Source organism: Ammoniphilus sp. YIM 78166 (assembly GCF_004522215.1).
Lineage (GTDB): Bacteria > Bacillota > Bacilli > Aneurinibacillales > RAOX-1 > YIM-78166.
Window position 1 is genome coordinate 1 of the sequence record NZ_SDLR01000014.1, and the last position, 16,163, is coordinate 16,163.

General features: G+C 42.8%; 15 protein-coding genes, 4 tRNA genes and 3 pseudogenes. 14 read left to right on the top strand and 8 right to left on the bottom strand.

What is annotated here, in order from left to right:
• Both EIZ58_RS30420 and EIZ58_RS34995 read left to right on the top strand, forming a co-directional pair.
• Nucleotides 1-685 (top strand): iron-containing alcohol dehydrogenase (locus EIZ58_RS30420; protein WP_134704753.1); only part of this gene is annotated, 685 nt, incomplete at its 5' end.
• A 539-nt stretch (nucleotides 686-1,224) separates the two neighbouring features.
• On the top strand, nucleotides 1,225-1,347 hold the full coding sequence (locus EIZ58_RS34995) for a hypothetical protein (RefSeq protein WP_255438475.1): 123 nt from the start codon (nucleotides 1,225-1,227) through the stop codon (nucleotides 1,345-1,347).
• Nucleotides 1,348-1,426: 79 nt separating this feature from the next.
• Here EIZ58_RS34995 and EIZ58_RS30425 read toward each other — a convergent pair.
• From EIZ58_RS30425 to EIZ58_RS30445, 5 genes are all read right to left on the bottom strand, one after another.
• A tRNA-Val gene (locus EIZ58_RS30425) sits at nucleotides 1,427-1,503 on the bottom strand.
• 5 nt (nucleotides 1,504-1,508) lie between these two features.
• A tRNA-Ser gene (locus tag EIZ58_RS30430) sits at nucleotides 1,509-1,597 on the bottom strand.
• Nucleotides 1,598-1,601: 4 nt separating this feature from the next.
• Nucleotides 1,602-1,676, bottom strand: a tRNA-Asn gene (locus tag EIZ58_RS30435).
• A 553-nt stretch (nucleotides 1,677-2,229) separates the two neighbouring features.
• Complete coding sequence (locus EIZ58_RS30440; RefSeq protein WP_134704754.1) at nucleotides 2,230-2,427, bottom strand: hypothetical protein; 198 nt, start codon at nucleotides 2,425-2,427, stop codon at nucleotides 2,230-2,232.
• Nucleotides 2,428-2,686: 259 nt separating this feature from the next.
• Nucleotides 2,687-3,583, bottom strand: a complete 897-nt coding sequence (locus tag EIZ58_RS30445; RefSeq protein WP_134704755.1) for a LysR family transcriptional regulator — start codon at nucleotides 3,581-3,583, stop codon at nucleotides 2,687-2,689.
• A 166-nt stretch (nucleotides 3,584-3,749) separates the two neighbouring features.
• On the opposite strand from EIZ58_RS30445, the gene EIZ58_RS30450 reads away from it, so the two are divergent.
• The 7 genes and pseudogenes from EIZ58_RS30450 to EIZ58_RS30480 all read left to right on the top strand — a co-directional run bounded on the left by EIZ58_RS30450 (nucleotide 3,750) and on the right by EIZ58_RS30480 (nucleotide 10,058).
• Nucleotides 3,750-4,592, top strand: a complete 843-nt coding sequence (locus tag EIZ58_RS30450; protein WP_134704756.1) for a fumarate hydratase — start codon at nucleotides 3,750-3,752, stop codon at nucleotides 4,590-4,592.
• 24 nt (nucleotides 4,593-4,616) lie between these two features.
• Nucleotides 4,617-5,177, top strand: coding sequence for a Fe-S-containing hydro-lyase (locus EIZ58_RS30455; protein ID WP_134704757.1), 561 nt, complete (start codon nucleotides 4,617-4,619; stop codon nucleotides 5,175-5,177).
• A 139-nt stretch (nucleotides 5,178-5,316) separates the two neighbouring features.
• Nucleotides 5,317-6,939, top strand: coding sequence for an SLC13 family permease (locus tag EIZ58_RS30460; protein ID WP_134704841.1), 1,623 nt, complete (start codon nucleotides 5,317-5,319; stop codon nucleotides 6,937-6,939).
• A gap of 160 nt (nucleotides 6,940-7,099) precedes the next feature.
• Complete coding sequence (locus tag EIZ58_RS30465) at nucleotides 7,100-7,903, top strand: fumarylacetoacetate hydrolase family protein (protein WP_134704758.1); 804 nt, start codon at nucleotides 7,100-7,102, stop codon at nucleotides 7,901-7,903.
• Nucleotides 7,904-8,016: 113 nt separating this feature from the next.
• Nucleotides 8,017-8,943 (top strand): annotated as a pseudogene (locus EIZ58_RS30470) (acetamidase/formamidase family protein); the annotation flags it as partial.
• Nucleotides 8,944-9,017: 74 nt separating this feature from the next.
• Complete coding sequence (locus tag EIZ58_RS30475; protein ID WP_134704760.1) at nucleotides 9,018-9,284, top strand: hypothetical protein; 267 nt, start codon at nucleotides 9,018-9,020, stop codon at nucleotides 9,282-9,284.
• Nucleotides 9,285-9,842: 558 nt separating this feature from the next.
• Nucleotides 9,843-10,058, top strand: a complete 216-nt coding sequence (locus EIZ58_RS30480) for a hypothetical protein (RefSeq protein WP_134704761.1) — start codon at nucleotides 9,843-9,845, stop codon at nucleotides 10,056-10,058.
• A 315-nt stretch (nucleotides 10,059-10,373) separates the two neighbouring features.
• Here the strand turns inward: EIZ58_RS30480 and EIZ58_RS33970 are convergent.
• A tRNA-Sec gene (locus tag EIZ58_RS33970) sits at nucleotides 10,374-10,470 on the bottom strand.
• A gap of 334 nt (nucleotides 10,471-10,804) precedes the next feature.
• Here EIZ58_RS33970 and EIZ58_RS30485 point away from each other — a divergent pair.
• A pseudogene (locus EIZ58_RS30485) lies at nucleotides 10,805-11,023 on the top strand (tyrosine-type recombinase/integrase); the annotation flags it as partial.
• Nucleotides 11,007-11,263 (top strand): annotated as a pseudogene (locus tag EIZ58_RS35265) (P-loop NTPase family protein); the annotation flags it as partial. The pseudogenes EIZ58_RS30485 and EIZ58_RS35265, both read left to right, overlap by 17 nt.
• 34 nt (nucleotides 11,264-11,297) lie before the next feature.
• Here EIZ58_RS35265 and EIZ58_RS30490 read toward each other — a convergent pair.
• Both EIZ58_RS30490 and EIZ58_RS30495 read right to left on the bottom strand, forming a co-directional pair.
• The gene (locus EIZ58_RS30490; protein ID WP_134704763.1) at nucleotides 11,298-11,747 is read right to left on the bottom strand and encodes a GNAT family N-acetyltransferase; all 450 of its coding nucleotides are present in this window, start codon (nucleotides 11,745-11,747) and stop codon (nucleotides 11,298-11,300) included.
• 89 nt (nucleotides 11,748-11,836) lie between these two features.
• Complete coding sequence (locus tag EIZ58_RS30495) at nucleotides 11,837-12,268, bottom strand: DUF4259 domain-containing protein (protein WP_134704764.1); 432 nt, start codon at nucleotides 12,266-12,268, stop codon at nucleotides 11,837-11,839.
• Between the two features lie 625 nt (nucleotides 12,269-12,893).
• Here EIZ58_RS30495 and selB point away from each other — a divergent pair.
• The 3 genes from selB to rplC all read left to right on the top strand — a co-directional run bounded on the left by selB (nucleotide 12,894) and on the right by rplC (nucleotide 16,163).
• Nucleotides 12,894-14,801, top strand: a complete 1,908-nt coding sequence (selB, locus tag EIZ58_RS30500) for a selenocysteine-specific translation elongation factor (RefSeq protein ID WP_134704765.1) — start codon at nucleotides 12,894-12,896, stop codon at nucleotides 14,799-14,801.
• Nucleotides 14,802-15,159: 358 nt separating this feature from the next.
• On the top strand, nucleotides 15,160-15,468 hold the full coding sequence (gene rpsJ, locus EIZ58_RS30510; protein WP_134704766.1) for a 30S ribosomal protein S10: 309 nt from the start codon (nucleotides 15,160-15,162) through the stop codon (nucleotides 15,466-15,468).
• Between the two features lie 68 nt (nucleotides 15,469-15,536).
• Nucleotides 15,537-16,163 (top strand): 50S ribosomal protein L3, encoded by a 627-nt coding sequence (gene rplC / locus EIZ58_RS30515; RefSeq protein ID WP_134704767.1) that lies wholly within the window; start codon nucleotides 15,537-15,539, stop codon nucleotides 16,161-16,163.

The window sequence follows — 16,163 nt, forward strand, 5'->3', positions numbered from 1 at the left end:
CATTAGCCCCTACTTATTTCCAACGCTTGCGATATTGGATCCGTCTCTCACTTTGGGGTTGCCTCAAGGACTTACAGCAGCGACAGGCATGGATGCCTTAACTCATGCCATTGAATCCTATACTTCCAAGATGGCTAGTCCTGTTAGTCAGGGATTTGCCCTACACGCGATTAAAATGATAGGGGAAAACCTAACGAAATCTTATTTTGTCGGAACGAACTTAGAAAATCGAGAAAATATGCTTGTAGCTTCCATGATGGCCGGGGTAGCCTTTGCCCAATCCCGCTTGGGCAATGTGCATGCGATTTCCCACACGTTCGGAGGGGTGTTTAATATTCCTCATGGCATTGCCAATGCCGCTCTGCTACCTTTTGTCATGAAATTCAATCTGCCGGCATGTCCGGAGAAGTACAGAGATATCGCTGTCGCATTAGGAAAAGATGTCAGCGGATTATCAGTGACGGAGGCGGCTGAAAAAGCCATTGACGCCGTTATCGAGATGAATCGGGCGATGCAAATTCCGCTTAATATCAAAGAATTGGGTGTTTCCCTAGAAGCCTTGCCGAAATTAGTAGAGGACTCGATGCGAAGCGGAAACGTGCTAGCCAACCCTAGACTGACTAGGGCTGCCGACATTCAGAGGATCATTGAGAAGGCTTATGAGGGGAGTTTAACAGAGTATTAAAGAATTGAATACCATTGCAGGTGCAAAGGATGGATCATCTCACATTCAGTTTTACATGGCTTTATATCTAAATCAAAATAAGACAATCTTTGAAATAGCATGTGAGTTCGAGTGTGATTTATAAAACGGGGGGATCGCATAGAGGGCATCGAGATGGGTTGTAATTATTAGTGGTAAAAGTCCATTTATCCGAAAAAAATAGAGGAAAAAAAGCAAAATAAGTGGAGAATCGACAACTAAAGCTTCAATATAGCTTGTAAATTTGTTTTTCAGAGCTAATAGCTGGATTTTTTCCACCTACAAGATGAAATCCTACTCTATGTTAATCAGTAGGTGGAGAATGTCCGTTTATTTATTCTTGCTTCCATTTTAGATGTTTACTATTAGTGGACTTTTGCTCATTTTGTCTTTAAAAATACCCTAGAGGGGGTATTATTAGCTTAGTCATGTTCACTAATGCAGATAAAATTAAAACTGGACTTTTTCCAATATAACAGTTGGAGAAAGTCCAGTTTTTATGATGTTAACTGCGAATTTTCATGTGCTTTGTAAACGGACTTGCGCCTTTAAACGAAAGCCGTCCTAATTGGACGGCTGCTTTCCTTCTATGTATGGTGGAGCATAGCGTAATCGAACCGCTCTACCAATTGAAATTGAGCTAAGCCGGCGTATGGTGCCCCCTACGGGGACTACAATCGAATTCCAACGAGATGCTAATCGGAGTAGTGGGAATTCAGTATATGGTGGACGATGACGGATTCGAACCGCCGACCTCTACGATGTCAACGTAGCGCTCTAGCCAACTGAGCTAATCGTCCGAAAATGGCGGAGGAAGTAGGATTCGAACCCACGTGAGCTTGCACTCTAACGGTTTTCAAGACCGCCCCGTTATGACCACTTCGGTATTCCTCCATATTGGCTCCTCAGGACGGACTCGAACCGCCAGCCTACCGGTTAACAGCCGGTTGCTCCACCATTGAGCTACTGAGGAATGTCTTATCAACAAGAATGATTATATTACAGTCTTAACATATGATCAAAGGTAATTTTCTGGCATGAAAACCAAAGAAAAGATTCTTCACAAGAAACGGTGTAATGATCGACAAAAGTAAAGTGCTCCGCACTTTACTTTGTGACGAGGGACAGTCCCCTACCTGAGGGGGTATCCCTGAAGTAAACATTTCTTTTGGTATAGGGCTCCGGCTTTACCGATAGAAAAGTGAACAGGCTCCTACCTAAGGGGTATCACCGGAGTGACAAAGGCTGTTATTATGATTCTCACAAAAAGATGCCTTATTGTTTATCATCACTACCAAAATGATCATTTTGGAACTGAATAAAGCAAATCATTCGGTATTACCATTATATGAATACAAAAACTCCTCATCCTTCTTTCGGAAATGAGGACTTTTTGTATTCTTCCATTAAATTTTAAATTAATGCTAGTAATCCATCTTCTGTATTAACCATATCTAAAAATTCCTTAAGGGTGTTTGGTAGTAAGGAATTCAATGGATGCCCCCTCCTTACAAATGCTGTCTTGATTATATTTTCCTTAACGCTTCTCTTCCTTTGGGTGTAATTTCATATTCATTCTTTCCAACTTCATTTATGTATCCACTTGATGTTAAAAATGTTAATCGCTCATCGATCCGTGTATCTTCGAGTGCATCGGCTAAGGTAATGGTATCCAAGATTTCATGCTGATTTAAAAGATGTAAGATCATTTTGGCTAAAATCATTCAATATTACTCCTATAAACATACTTGGAATTAGGTTTGAAATTGATTATACATTAAGGATTCATATATGAAAAGAGTAAAAAGATACAATCGAATTACAGTAAGTAAGTTTTGATCGCCACCAGTAAAGTGCTCCGCACTTTACATTGAGACGAGGGACAGTCCCCTACCTGAGGGGGTATTCCCCGAAGTGAGCATCGAATATTGTCGGGCAGGACAGTGAGCATTTAGAACAGTAGTCATCCGTTGGACGCCTAGGCTAGACGCCTGTCGTATCGTTGATCTCTTTCCTTGAAATTAGCTCGATAAAGCTATTGATTGTCTGGTTTTGATTCTTCCGTGTCAATAAATAGGTGTGTGCAGACGGGAGAGAGAAGTATGGAAAAGGAATTAAATCAATATTTCCCTTCTCGATCTGGTCTTTCACTGTTGTGAGCGGAAGAAAGGATATGCCCATCCCTTCCTTAATCCATTCAATGGAAACGTGTACCTTGTTTACCTTCATGGTTCTCACATTAGATACGTGTCGACGAAGCTGAAATAATAGGTCATCCCAGTATATCGGATGGTTATTGGTGAACAGTAAATTTTCTCTGAAGATGTCGTTCGTACTTACCTCTCTTTCATTTCGTACACCCACGCCGTGTGGACCAACGAGAACAATGGGGTCGTTATATAGCTCAATGCTTTCCAATTGTTCCTGTACGGCGGGAATTCGGCCAATGCCGATGTCACACTCCTGATTGATCACGCTCGCTACGACTGACCTCGAATCCGTCACTTCAATTGTAAACTCTGTTTCTGGACTCACTTTGCGAAACTCTCTAATCCACCTGGGAAGATAGGTTGTTGCAACGAGTGTAGAAACAGAGATTTTGATCGTTTCCTGGTAACCTTGAAGACGCCTTGCGACATATTCTACGCTCCCGTTGTAGGTCTCCATAATGGTTTTGGCGTACTCTAAGAATCCAAGTCCTGTTGGATTTAACTGAACTGACCTACCGACGCGGTCGAACAGCTGAGTTTCGAGCTCGTCTTCAAGATTTTGAATATGAAGCGTGACCGTTGACTGGGCAAGATGGAGTCTCTCCGCGGTTTTCCTGAAATTTCCCTCCTCTGCAGCCGTTATAAATGTATTTAGCCAACTAAGTTCCAAAGTGATTCCCCTCCTGATGACTACGATATTAACACTTTTGATCAGTAAAGTCGATCAATCTGTTCATATATAATCATTATACATGAATGATTGTTTATTCTATACTTAATTCAAGGGACGAACAAGGGATCTTATCGTAAACAAAAAAATAAAAGGATGGTTGAGAATGAGGAACATTTCTGTAGAACAAATTCGTGATGCTGTTGCTGTACTTTGCTGGGAGGCTTGTTACTACCTGCCAGAAGACATTGTGGAAGGATTCCATAAGGCTCTGGAAACCGAACAATCTCCACTGGGGAAGTCGATCCTTGAGCAGCTAATTGAAAACGCTCAATTAGCAGCCAAAGAAGACAGACCTTACTGCCACGATACAGGGCTTACCGTTGTTTATGCGGAGGTGGGCCAGGATGTACACATCATGGGAGGAGATTTTGAAGCCGCGATTCATGATGGTATTCGAAAAGGCTACAAAGAGGGATACCTTCGTAATTCAATCGTAGGGGACCCATTACTCCGAGTAAATACAAACGATAATACCCCAGGTGTGATACACACCAGAATCGTTCCTGGTGACAGCATTAAACTAACAGTGCTGCCTAAGGGAGGCGGAAGTGAGAATATGAGTGCCATGAAATTCTTGCTCCCTGGAGAAGGGGCGGCAGGCGTGAAGAAATTTGTATTGGACACGATTGAAGCGGCTGGAGGAAGAGCGTGTCCCCCTATCGTGGTGGGAGTGGGTATCGGCGGGAGCTTCGATAAAGTAACGGAGATTGCAAAAGAAGCCGTACTGCGTGAAGTAGGTGTTTATCATCATGAACCGCATATTGCTCAGCTAGAGAAAGAATTATTGGAAGAGATCAACAAGCTGGGTATTGGTCCGCAGGGACTGGGTGGTACGAATACGGCATTATGGGTAGCTGCTGAAACCTATGGATGCCATATAACAGCTCTTCCAGTTGCCGTAAATATCCAGTGCCATGCTGCACGTAAAAAATCATACGTACTTTAAATTTGCAAAAGGAAGGTGCTAAAAATGGCCAAGGTCTATTTACAAACGCCGCTTACGATGGAGGATGTTTTAAATTTACAGGCAGGAGATGAAGTTTTCCTCAATGGAATCATATATGTAGCGAGAGACGCAGCCCATAAGCGGTTTCTCGAGCTGTTGGACAAGGGTCACCCCCTTCCTTTGGACCTGAAAAACCATATCATCTTTTACGCTGGACCTACACCACCGAAACCCGGACAGGTGATTGGATCCATCGCTCCGACAACGGCTTCCCGGATGGACCCCTATACACCGGCCATGTTTGAATATGGGGTCAAGGGTGTGATCGGAAAAGGGCCACGGGGTCAAAAGGTAAAAGATGCGTGCATAGATCACCAAGCCCTTTGTTTTTCTGCCGTTGGCGGACTATCCGCCCTCCTAAGTGATAAAATCCAATCCGCAGAAGTAGTTGCATATGAAGATCTGGGCCCAGAAGCCATTCGTCAACTTATTGTTAAGGATTTCCCGGTTATGGTTGTCTATGATGTACACGGTAATGATCTTTATGAACTGGAGATCGCAAAGTATCGGACCATAGAAAGATAATAGAACCCCTTTCAAAAGAATTCAATTGGTGGTTTATCGCAATGTAAAAAGTGGGACTACAACTTTGGTATCCTCATTAGGGGTAGTTCCCATTATTTTTTATAACAAAATTTGGAGGGGACTTTTAGTGGAAAAATCAATGATAAAACAAGCGTGGGATAGGAGTTGGGGAGCTCACTGCAAGGTTAAACAGGTATTATCTTTTTCATCTGTTCCTAGAAAAACTGAACCCATTGTAGATATGATTAAAAATAAAAATGAGCACTTGCCAGAGAAGCAACCAGCCTATCAGCGTTCTCAGTTGATAGGGTTAGTACTCGGTCCACTTCTTTTTGCCTTGATCCAAATGTTCTTCTCTCCTGAGGGGCTGGAGAAAAGTGCCGTATCTGTCTTGGCCACTACTGCCTGGGTAGCCGTATGGTGGATAACAGAGGCCATTCCTATTCCGGTTACCTCTCTATTGCCTCTCATCCTGTTACCGATTACTCAAGCCGTTGGCGGAGCAGCAGTAGCTTCTGCCTATGGAGATCCGATTATCTTTCTTTTTTTGGGTGGATTCATGATAGCGCTCGCAATGGAAAAGTGGAATTTGCATAAACGCATTGCGATTTTCATAGTTTCTAAAGTCGGTGCTAATCCAAAAAGAATTGTGTTAGGCTTTATGATCGCAACCGGCTTCTTATCTATGTGGGTATCCAACACAGCAGCGGTCATGATGATGCTTCCTATTGGAACAGCGATTACATTCCAAGCGTTGTCGAATATAAGGGAGAGCAAGGATGATAGCCGTTTATTGAGAACGTTCGAGAAAGCGCTTATATTTGGGATTGGCTTCGCAGGAACGATCGGAGGTTTTGGGACGCTCATCGGAACTCCTCCGAACATCATCTTAGCAGCGACCATTCAAAAATTATATAATGTGGAAATTACTTTTGCAACTTGGCTATTTTTTGCAGCACCAATCGCTCTTGTCTTAATCGTTTTTACATGGTTCTACCTCGTGAATGTTGCCTTTCGCGTTAAACTTCAAGAACTTCCAGGCGGAAAGAGATTGATCGAGGAAGAACGAAGCAAGCTTGGCAAAATGAGTTATGAAGAGAAATGCGTATTTTCCCTGTTTCTGTTTGCTGCATTCATGTGGATTTCAAGAACCTATTTATGGACAGACTTGATTCCTGGCATCAGTGATACCATGATTGCTATCTTTGTCGGGATTCTATTGTTCTTGATTCCTTCAAAGACGAAAGGCGGTAAACTGTTGGATTGGGATGTTTCACGTGAACTGCCCTGGGGAGTGCTCTTGCTCTTTGGAGGGGGTTTAGCGATTGCAGGAGGATTTAAAGAAACAGGATTGGCTGACTGGATTGGACAGCAATTGACTGTGCTTGAGGGTATGAATCTCATACTTACTATACTCCTGACAACGGCTTTAATCCTATTTTTGACTGAAATTACGTCTAACATGGCTACTGCTACCATGATTCTGCCCATTTTGGCATCTCTTTCACTTGCTATTAATGTTCATCCATTTGCCTTGATGATACCTGCAGCAATGGCTTCCAATTGTGCCTTTATGTTACCCGTCGGGACCCCTCCAAATGCCATTATTTATGCCACTGAAAAAATAACCATTTCTGAAATGGTGAGGTCTGGATTCTGGATTAATATTTTGGCCATTATTCTTATTGTCGGTGCTGTATATCTGATTCTACCAGCCATCATGAACATCGACTTAACGGTTTTCCCTAGCGATTTCAGATAGATTGCATCAGTAGGTGAGAGGTGTATGTACATAAAAGCGCGATACACAGGATAAAGCTTAAGTCATACAAGGGTGATACTGTTTGGTCAAGCTAGAGGGGTCGCTGCATAAATTTGCGACCCTTATTTTGTGAATATTCTTAATTTGGAGATGATTTCTAATGCAGGTGCTACAAAAAACAACAACACAAAAAATAGTTCGCTATATGAACCAAAATGGCAACGTATATTTCGGTATGGTTGAGGGTGAGGACATCTTTCAACTTTCGAGCAATTTTGCAGAATTGGTCAACAAGGAAATTAAGTATGACGGTGTAAAGGTTAAATATAAGGATGTAAAGATTCTGGAGCCTGTCGAACCGTCTAAAGTGATTAATTTCGGTTGGACTTATGCAGGACACGCGAAGGAAACTGGCGGCAAGGCCAATCTAAAGGAACCCTTTTTGTTTTTAAAACCGCTATCTTCGCTCATTCCAGACCAGGGAAAAATCATTCTTCCTTCAAACGACTTAACCAATCAAGTGGAGCTGGAGGGTGAATTGGCACTCGTAATTGGGAAACGCTGTAAAAATATAAGAGAAGCAGATGCAATGGATTATGTATTTGGCTGCACTATATTTAATGATGTAACAGCAAGGGATCTTACAAAAAACGATCCTCAGTTTACAAGGGGCAAAGGGTTTGATACTTTTGGGCCAATCGGTCCGTGGATTGTTACCGGTATAGATCCTTCAAATCTAAGAATTGTTACAACCTTAAACGGGGAAGTCGTTCAGGATAGTAATACGAATCAAATGTCCCTTACCATTCCGTATCTTATCAGTTGGATCTCGCAGGTTATGACATTAGAGCCGGGTGATGTTTTGGCAACGGGTTCACCTTCAGGGAGTTGTTCCATGAAGTCGGGAGACCTTGTGGTTGTTGAAGTTGAACAAATCGGTAAGCTTTCTAACTATGTACAATAGAAGCTGACAACGAAGTGAATTGTTCTGGGACATTCGAAGGAGTGAAGGAGGCGTTCAGAAATTTCTAAAGGTTTGTCTTTCCACCGAGACATGGATGCAGGAAAGGTGCGGAACCAGGAGATGTTCTAGAGGTGAAAATCTTAGATGTTGCCTTGCGCCCAAGCGGTAATCCAAAATTTGCAGGAAAAACTTATGGAGTAAATGCAGCAGCTAATTGGGGCTTTCTCTACAACGACTTACTTGAGGACCCGAAAAAGCGAGAAGTAATCACCGTTTATGAACTTGATGCAACAGGTCAGCAAAACTGGGCTAAGCTACTTTATAACTATCGCTGGACGCCGCAAACCACTCCAGATGGAGTTGTTCATGAAACCATTGACTATCCCGGGATTGTAGTCAATCATGAGACCGTTTCGAAAAACCATGACATCCTGAACAACGTGCGAGTGCCTGCCCGCCTTCATTTCGGTACCATGGGTCTAGCACCAAAAGAAGCAGAGGTCGTCGATTCCGTTCCTCCTTCCTATACTGGAGGAAATGTTGATGACTGGCGTGTAGGTAAAGGATCCACGATGTATTATCCTGTTTCAGTCTCTGGAGGTTACTTTACTGTAGGGGATCCCCATGCTGGACAAGGAGATTCTGAGCTAAACGGAACAGCAATTGAAACTTCATTAAACGGTACCTTTCAATTCATCCTACACAAGAAAAATACATTAGATACTAAGCTAAAAGGCCTTAACTTCCCTCTATTAGAAACATCTGACCAGTGGGTAATCCACGGCTTCAGCTATCCGAACTACTTGGAATCCCTTGGTGAGAATGCCCAAAAACTCATTTATGAAAAGTCTTCCATTGATAAAGCCTACAAAGATGCAGCCATTAAGGTTCGTTGGTTCCTAATGAACCATATTGGCCTCACAGAAGATGAAGCCCATACCCTTATGTCAACAGCCGTAGATTTCGGCATTACACAGGTGGTCGATGGAAACTGGGGAGTACATGGCTCGATCAATAAAAGCATGTTTAAGTTTGAATAAATACACCAAAAGTAAAGTGCTCCACTTTACTTTGTGACGAGGGACAGTGTCCTGCCTGAGGGGGTATCCTCGAAATGAACAAGTTCTGGATGGCAATCGTTGGTGCTGGCCTTGTCATTGCTAACAAAGGACTCGGATTGAATCTGTCGGAAGAAGCTATCTATACGTTTGGCCGGTGTACTGATTACATTTATTCTCGGTCAGGCGTATGTAGTTGGGAAGAAAGTGAAATAATATGGATACACCTTCGACATTTACTCGAAAGCCCTTCGTTCATCATTGAGCGGAGGGTCTCGTATTTTATTTATATTTTATGTGTAATTAGTGTAAGATTAGATTAAATATTGGAGAATAATAATGTCGGAAACATTCAAACTTTATCATGGAACAACAGATCACTATGCGATATATATATTAAAGTAACGGCTTTACTTTTTCAGCCGAGAAAAACATTATCTAGGGACGGGCATTTATTTATATGAAGACCCGTATCATACACTAGTTTGGTCCAGAATGAAAGTGCGAGAGGTAGGTGGAAGACCGTTCGTACTTGAGGCTAATTTGTCTGTAATTTATTGATTTAGACTTGCGAAACGCCAAGATTTCTTCTTTAATGAGTTAAGAAGATTTAGAGAAAGTATTCGAAAAAGGGCATTATAGATTTAAATTTTATAACGATAGTTTATTTTGCAATTTTACTTGTGACCGAATCGGAGTTAAGTTGTTGTCAAAAACATTTGTTTATGTGCACCCTAAGGACAGAACTTTGCCTGTTCTGTATTCGAATGATAAGACAACGCATAGAAATATAACAAGGCACCACAGAACTGAAAGAAAATTTTGTTTAAAAACTGAGAATTGTATACAGACTGTTACTGAATGGAAAGAAGGTGAGGAAGATGAGTAAAGTTAACAAATGGACGAAAAAGATGGACGAATACTACGAAGGCGCATCCCGTGATCAACTTTTTCGAGATTCACGTAAAGCAGGCATTGTTCTTAGGCCAGTAGATCAAGGTGTTAAATATGTATTAGGCACCCATTCAAAGGTTGCTGTTGGAAAAGGACGCCGTATTGCAGGAAACGCAATAAGACAACCGAATCATGTAAGATAAAAGCCCTCTTGACGATTAATTTTGTTGAGAGGGATATTTTTTGATCCCAACAGTAAAGTGTAAAAGTTAAATTGAAACTGCAATAATTCATTCATTTTGACAACAGAAGGTGGGAATACTCTTTTTCATTGATTGAAGTGCTCACTCCGTTCGCGTAAACAGCGGAAGAAAAAGACGTTCGTCCTACTCAGTTTACTCGAAGATGTCTTCACGGACGATTGAACCCACTAGGGGTGGGTTAGGGGCGATTCCCAATTCGAAGAATCCAAGAAAATAAAAAAGCTGACCTATTGGTCAGCTTTTGTTTATGTATTTTGGCGGGAGAAGGTGGGAATCGAACCCACCTGAGACATCACGTGCCTCACACTCGGTTTTGAAGACCGGGAGGGCCACCAGGACCCCATCAACTCCCACAAGCTTGTTCTAAAGTTACTTTAATAAAGTATCAAATCTTGAGAGGGAAATCAAGGACAAAATATGGATAATGCTTTTTCCTCATTATAAGGGCATATTTAAGGATATCTATGGGTGACACGGGGCGATGATTTCATCGTCCTATTTGAATGCTTTGTTTTTTGCTTTTGGAGCCAATCCGGAGGATCTGGCGGGATATGGGACGATCCGGGATGACTTTTAAGGAGGTTTGAGGTGAGTGGGGCTGAGCCAAATTAATTTATATATGGTTGAAGTATCGTTCTTAATCGGAGAAGAAAGCTCATCTAGACAGCTTATCTTTATTTGTTACCGAGCGCTCGGGGATTATGCAGCCGAGAGCGATCCAGTTTGTGGTGGAAGGGTATAGTGACAAGCTGTTTGCGGTGACGTGTCAGATCCTGCGTCATACGTATTGTCGGAGACTGGTGGAGCAAGGGATTCCTTTGCAGCAAATTAAGCAGTGGGCGGGTCATAAATCCATTCAGAGCACATTTCGTTATAAGGGGTCTATAGATCAGAAGAGATATTGACTATGTGATCCAGCAGATTCGGTTGTTTCCTCATATGATTATCCGCGATGGCCCTGGTGCCGAAGCGAAAGAAGATGGATAAAAACTTGTACATGAAAAAGCCGACGAGTTGCTTGACCTAGTAGGGTTGGATCCGAATAAGTTTGGGGATCGCTATCCTGCGGAGTTGAGAAGACGATTGTCTTTGTATCGCATGATATGGATGAGGCGTTGAGAATTGCCGATCGGATTGTATTGATGAACTAAAGATCTCCATTACTTTAATAACGAGTAATTAAAACTTCTTTTCAAAGAAGGTTAAGGATAACTCTTCCCTTATTAAGACTTCTTTAGTTTTTTGAAAACCATTCTTTTTATAAAAGCGAATTGCTGGGGTATTTTTAGACCCTGTTCCTACTTTTATTGTTCCAACCTCGAACTCACTTTCAATGTAATTTAAAAGCATTTGTGCTATTCCTTTTTTAAAATGATTGGGGTGTACGATTAGCCTATGGATATCTATTTCATCATGATCTACTTTTATTGATATTGCCCCGCACAGTTCTTCCTCTAAATAATATCCAAAGAAAATTTCTCCGCATTGTTGCAAAGTATCAATTGTATCTTTTAATGGTGGTATTTCATAAGAACCAATGATTTCAGCCTCGACCATGTATGATGGTATTTGAATGTTAAATACTTTTATAGCATTTTCTCTCCTGCTTAGATCAATTTTTTTAATCAAGATAATCCCCTCATTCAATTGTTATTAAAAGGGATCGATAATATTTCTATGAAGCTCTCGATCCTCGATCGCCGAGCAAAACATGATGTTTATGGTCGTAACCGATTTTCTAAATCCGTTACTTCTTTAAGCCAGGAATGATATTCATCCGTTTCCTCCCACAAAAACTTTAACTCAGAGTTTTTTCTCACTGAACCAATGACACTTAATGCATCGTTTACTAAGCCTATAGTTAAATTCAGTCGATTCTTGCTTGCCCAATCAATCAACTCATCAGGTAATTCGGTGGCAGGCTTTCCAAGGAGTAAGGAAATGACTTCTCCTGCTGCAAGCACTGCGGCAGCTTCGGGTTCTTCAAGTTCAGGGCTTCTCCTAAATAACTTTCCGAAGAACCCATTTCCTCTTGTAGCCATTTTAAATGTCTTCTTTAGTATTGTCATCTTATCTTCAGATTCAAGGAAGTCGTGCATCCAATCCAAGGCTGAATCATTTTCAAAATTACCTACACCCCAGGCCCCCATAACATGCCTCCGTGTTTTTTAGTTCAATGTTGAGTAGTTTTCCAGGATTATTGGATAATTAGCCCCGAAGAGAATGGAATTCCACGTAATCAAGATGGTTTGGTCACGAAACCCATCAACTTGGTTTCAAACCGGGAATGATTTCAAATCTCGCTAAGTCCTTTTCGAGGGTATGCGTGATTTTTGGTCTACTTTTTCTAAAGGCAATCTAAAACTTCGGTTTAGGTCCTCAGATATTAAGCTGATTTTTTAAGTAATGACGCTTTTTTTAGCAACCTTGCCCGTTACGGACCCCGGTGCTGGCGCCCAGGTGCCGGATACTCACAAAATTTCAGATATGCTCACGGAAGAGTGGTCGATGCTCACACATAGGTAACGTTTGCTCACGTACCTGGCACAATTCTAAATAACAAAGCTATTTTGGTCACGAACTCCATCAACTTGGCTCCAAACCAGGAATGATTCCAATGTTCACATCTCCAGCTGTAGCTTAATAGCCCCAGCCCTCACCTCACCACCCCCCAACCCATCCCCTAAGTGAAAATTCATCCCATTTCGTCTATAATGAATACATGCGCTTACATATCCATTTATCTTTATATAGAAGGAAAGGAATCAATCATTCATGGAGAACCATTTTACCATAGGGATTGCCGGTCATATTGACCATGGGAAGACGACACTCACAAAAAAACTCACCAACGTAGATACAGACCGTCTAAAAGAAGAAAAGGAACGGGGCGTTTCCATCGAGCTCGGCTTTGCTCCACTGCAATTACCATCCGGGATGCAAGTCGGGGTGGTGGATGTACCTGGACATGAGCGCTTTATCCGTCAAATGATTGCAGGGGCTGCTGGGATCGATCTCGTAATTCTCGTTATCGCTGCAGATGAAGGAGTCATGCCTCAGACGAGAGAGCACTTTGATATCATCCGCTTTTTAGGAATCGAGCGAGGGATCGTAGCGTTAACCAAAAAGGATCTGGTGGAGACCGAGTGGTTGGAGATGGTCACAGAAGAAGTGCGCGAGTGGGTAGAGGGAAGCTTCCTGGAAGGTGCCCCCATCCTACCAGTCAGCTCCCATACAGGAGAGGGCATACCAGAACTCCTCCAGACGATAGAAGCCAACCTCTCCACCATCCCCGAGCGAGAGACAGCTGAACCTTTCCGCATGCCCATTGATCGGGTGTTCACGATTAAAGGAGCGGGAGCGGTGGTGACCGGTACGATTTATGAGGGACAAGTGTCGGAAGGGGATATCGTTGAAGTGTATCCGCTGGGTGAACGGGTCAAGATACGCCAGCTCAACGTTCACCATCACACAGTAACTACCGCCTATGCTGGCCAGCGTGCTGCCCTCAACCTAGGTGGGATTGACTTTAAGGTGATGGAGCGCGGATTCGCATTAACAGCACCGGATTACTTCCGTAAGACGGATCGTCTGGATATTCGTTTTCAGATGCTTGCTCACCATGACTTTAAGCTTAAGCAGAGAACCAGAGTAAGACTACATATTGGAACAAGCGAGCTCATGGCCAAAATCATCTTCTTTGACCGCAATGAATTAGACCCAGGGGATGAGGTGCTTTGCCAACTTCAATTAGAAGAAGAAATCATTGCGAAGCCAGGGGACCCCTTTATCGTCAGACGTCTGTCTCCCACAACCACCATCGGTGGCGGACAAGTTCTTTCCCCTTACGGAGTAAAGCGCAAATTCGGCGAAAAGACTGTCGAACTCCTGAACCTTCTCAAGGGCGGCGACGAATGGGAGATGCTCCAGTACGTGCTCTCCGAAAACGGATTTGCCACGATCGAAGAGATTGACTTCCAGTTGGCCTTTGGGATGGATCGACTAAAGGAGCTTCTCCAACGATACCAGGAAGCGAACCAACTCGAGCAATTCAATGAATATGTAATCCTGGCCGATACTTTAAAAGAGTGGACGGATAAGCTCAAAGTAACCTTAATGAAATATCACAAGGATCAACCGATGCGGGTAGGGATGAAGAAGTCCGAGATGAGAAGCAAGCTGTTCCCTCATCTGACAGATAAGCTGTGGCGCGAATACATCGGTTGGCTGAAAAGTAAGAATATAATAGAAGAAACAGATGAAACGATGAAGATGAGAAGCCACAAGCCAGAACTTCCAGCACCGCTCAAAGCCACCGTTGAGAAAATCATCGCTACCCTGAGAAAAGAAGGACTGGCCGTCAGCACCTATGCTGACCTCGCACAGAAAGCTGGCATCAAGCCCAACCAAACGAATGATGTGAAAGCCTACTTAATAGAACAGGAGAGCTTCGTATCCATGGGCCCGGACTTTATCGTAGATGCTCCGACCTACTGGGAGATGGTAAACAACTTGCAGCAAGAGCTGCCGCAAGGGACGCCATTCAGTACGCCGCAGGTCAAGGATATCCTGAACGTATCCCGTAAATATCTCATTCCGTTCCTAGAGTCTCTAGACGATCAGGGGCTGACGAAACGAGTAGAAAACGAACGGATTTGGATCAAAACGATTGCGCCCAAATAAAGCCTCCAAACGTGAAAACCTTCCAAGTGAAGGTTTTTTCTTGTTTAGGGGTTGCAATATCGCTCAGAATTAGTTACTATGTTAGAGGTTTTGTAAGAAGTTATTTCTGAACAAAACAACTGAAAACTCACCGACAAAAATACATTAAAAAAAAGCTTGCAATGAGCTGGGCTTTTTAATATAATGTTGAATGTTGGTCAATGGACGCGATGATGTGGGAGGTTGCTGACACACCCGGCGGCATTGTCATGGTAACAAGCCACCAAGCCACTCGCCATAGGGTTTGACGGGTGAGATCAGGTTAAATTTCCACGGAGAATTGTTCATTTATTAAAATGGGCGAAAAGGAGGGACTTCAATGGCAAAGCAAAAGATTCGTATTCGTTTAAAGGCTTATGATCACAGAGTGCTTGATCAGTCCGCAGAAAAGATTGTTGATACTGCTAAACGTTCCGGTGCAGAGGTGTCTGGACCGATTCCTCTTCCTACAGAGAAGCAAATCTACACAATCCTTCGTGCAGTACACAAGTACAAAGATTCTCGTGAGCAATTCGAGATGCGTACTCACAAGCGTTTGATCGATATCGTTAACCCAACTCCACAAACTGTGGATGCGTTAATGCGTTTGGATCTTCCATCTGGCGTAGATATCGAAATCAAACTTTAAGATGAACTTAAAGCAATTGTTAATATAACAAATAAGAAATGAATTCTTAGAATCAGGAGGTGGCAAACATGTCTAAAGGAATCTTAGGTAAGAAAGTTGGTATGACTCAAATTTTCGCTCCTACTGGGGAAGTTATTCCGGTAACTGTAGTAGAAGCTGGTCCTAACGTTGTTCTTCAAAAGAAGACAAACGACGTGGACGGATACGAGTCCATCCAGTTAGGTTTTGATGATAAGAAAGAAACACGTGCGAACAAACCTGAGCAAGGTCACGCGAAGAAGGCTAACACTACTCCTAAGCGTATCGTTCGTGAATTCCGTGGCATGGAAGGTTTTGAAGTCGGTCAAGAAGTTAAAGCTGACGTCTTTGCCGAAGGAGAAAAGGTTGATGTAACAGGAACTTCCAAAGGTAAAGGGTTTGCCGGTGCAATCAAGCGCCACGGACATTCTCGCGGACCTATGGCTCACGGTTCCAGATATCACCGCGGACCAGGTTCCCTAGGTTCCATCGCGGCGAACCGCGTATTTAAGGGAATGAAATTACCTGGACGTATGGGTACGGATAAAGTAACAGTTCAAAACCTTGAAGTTGTTAAGGTTGATACAGAACGCAACTTGCTTTTGATCAAGGGTGCGATTCCTGGACCAAACAACGGATATGTTGTAGTGAAGTCTACAGTAAAAAGCGGTAAGTAA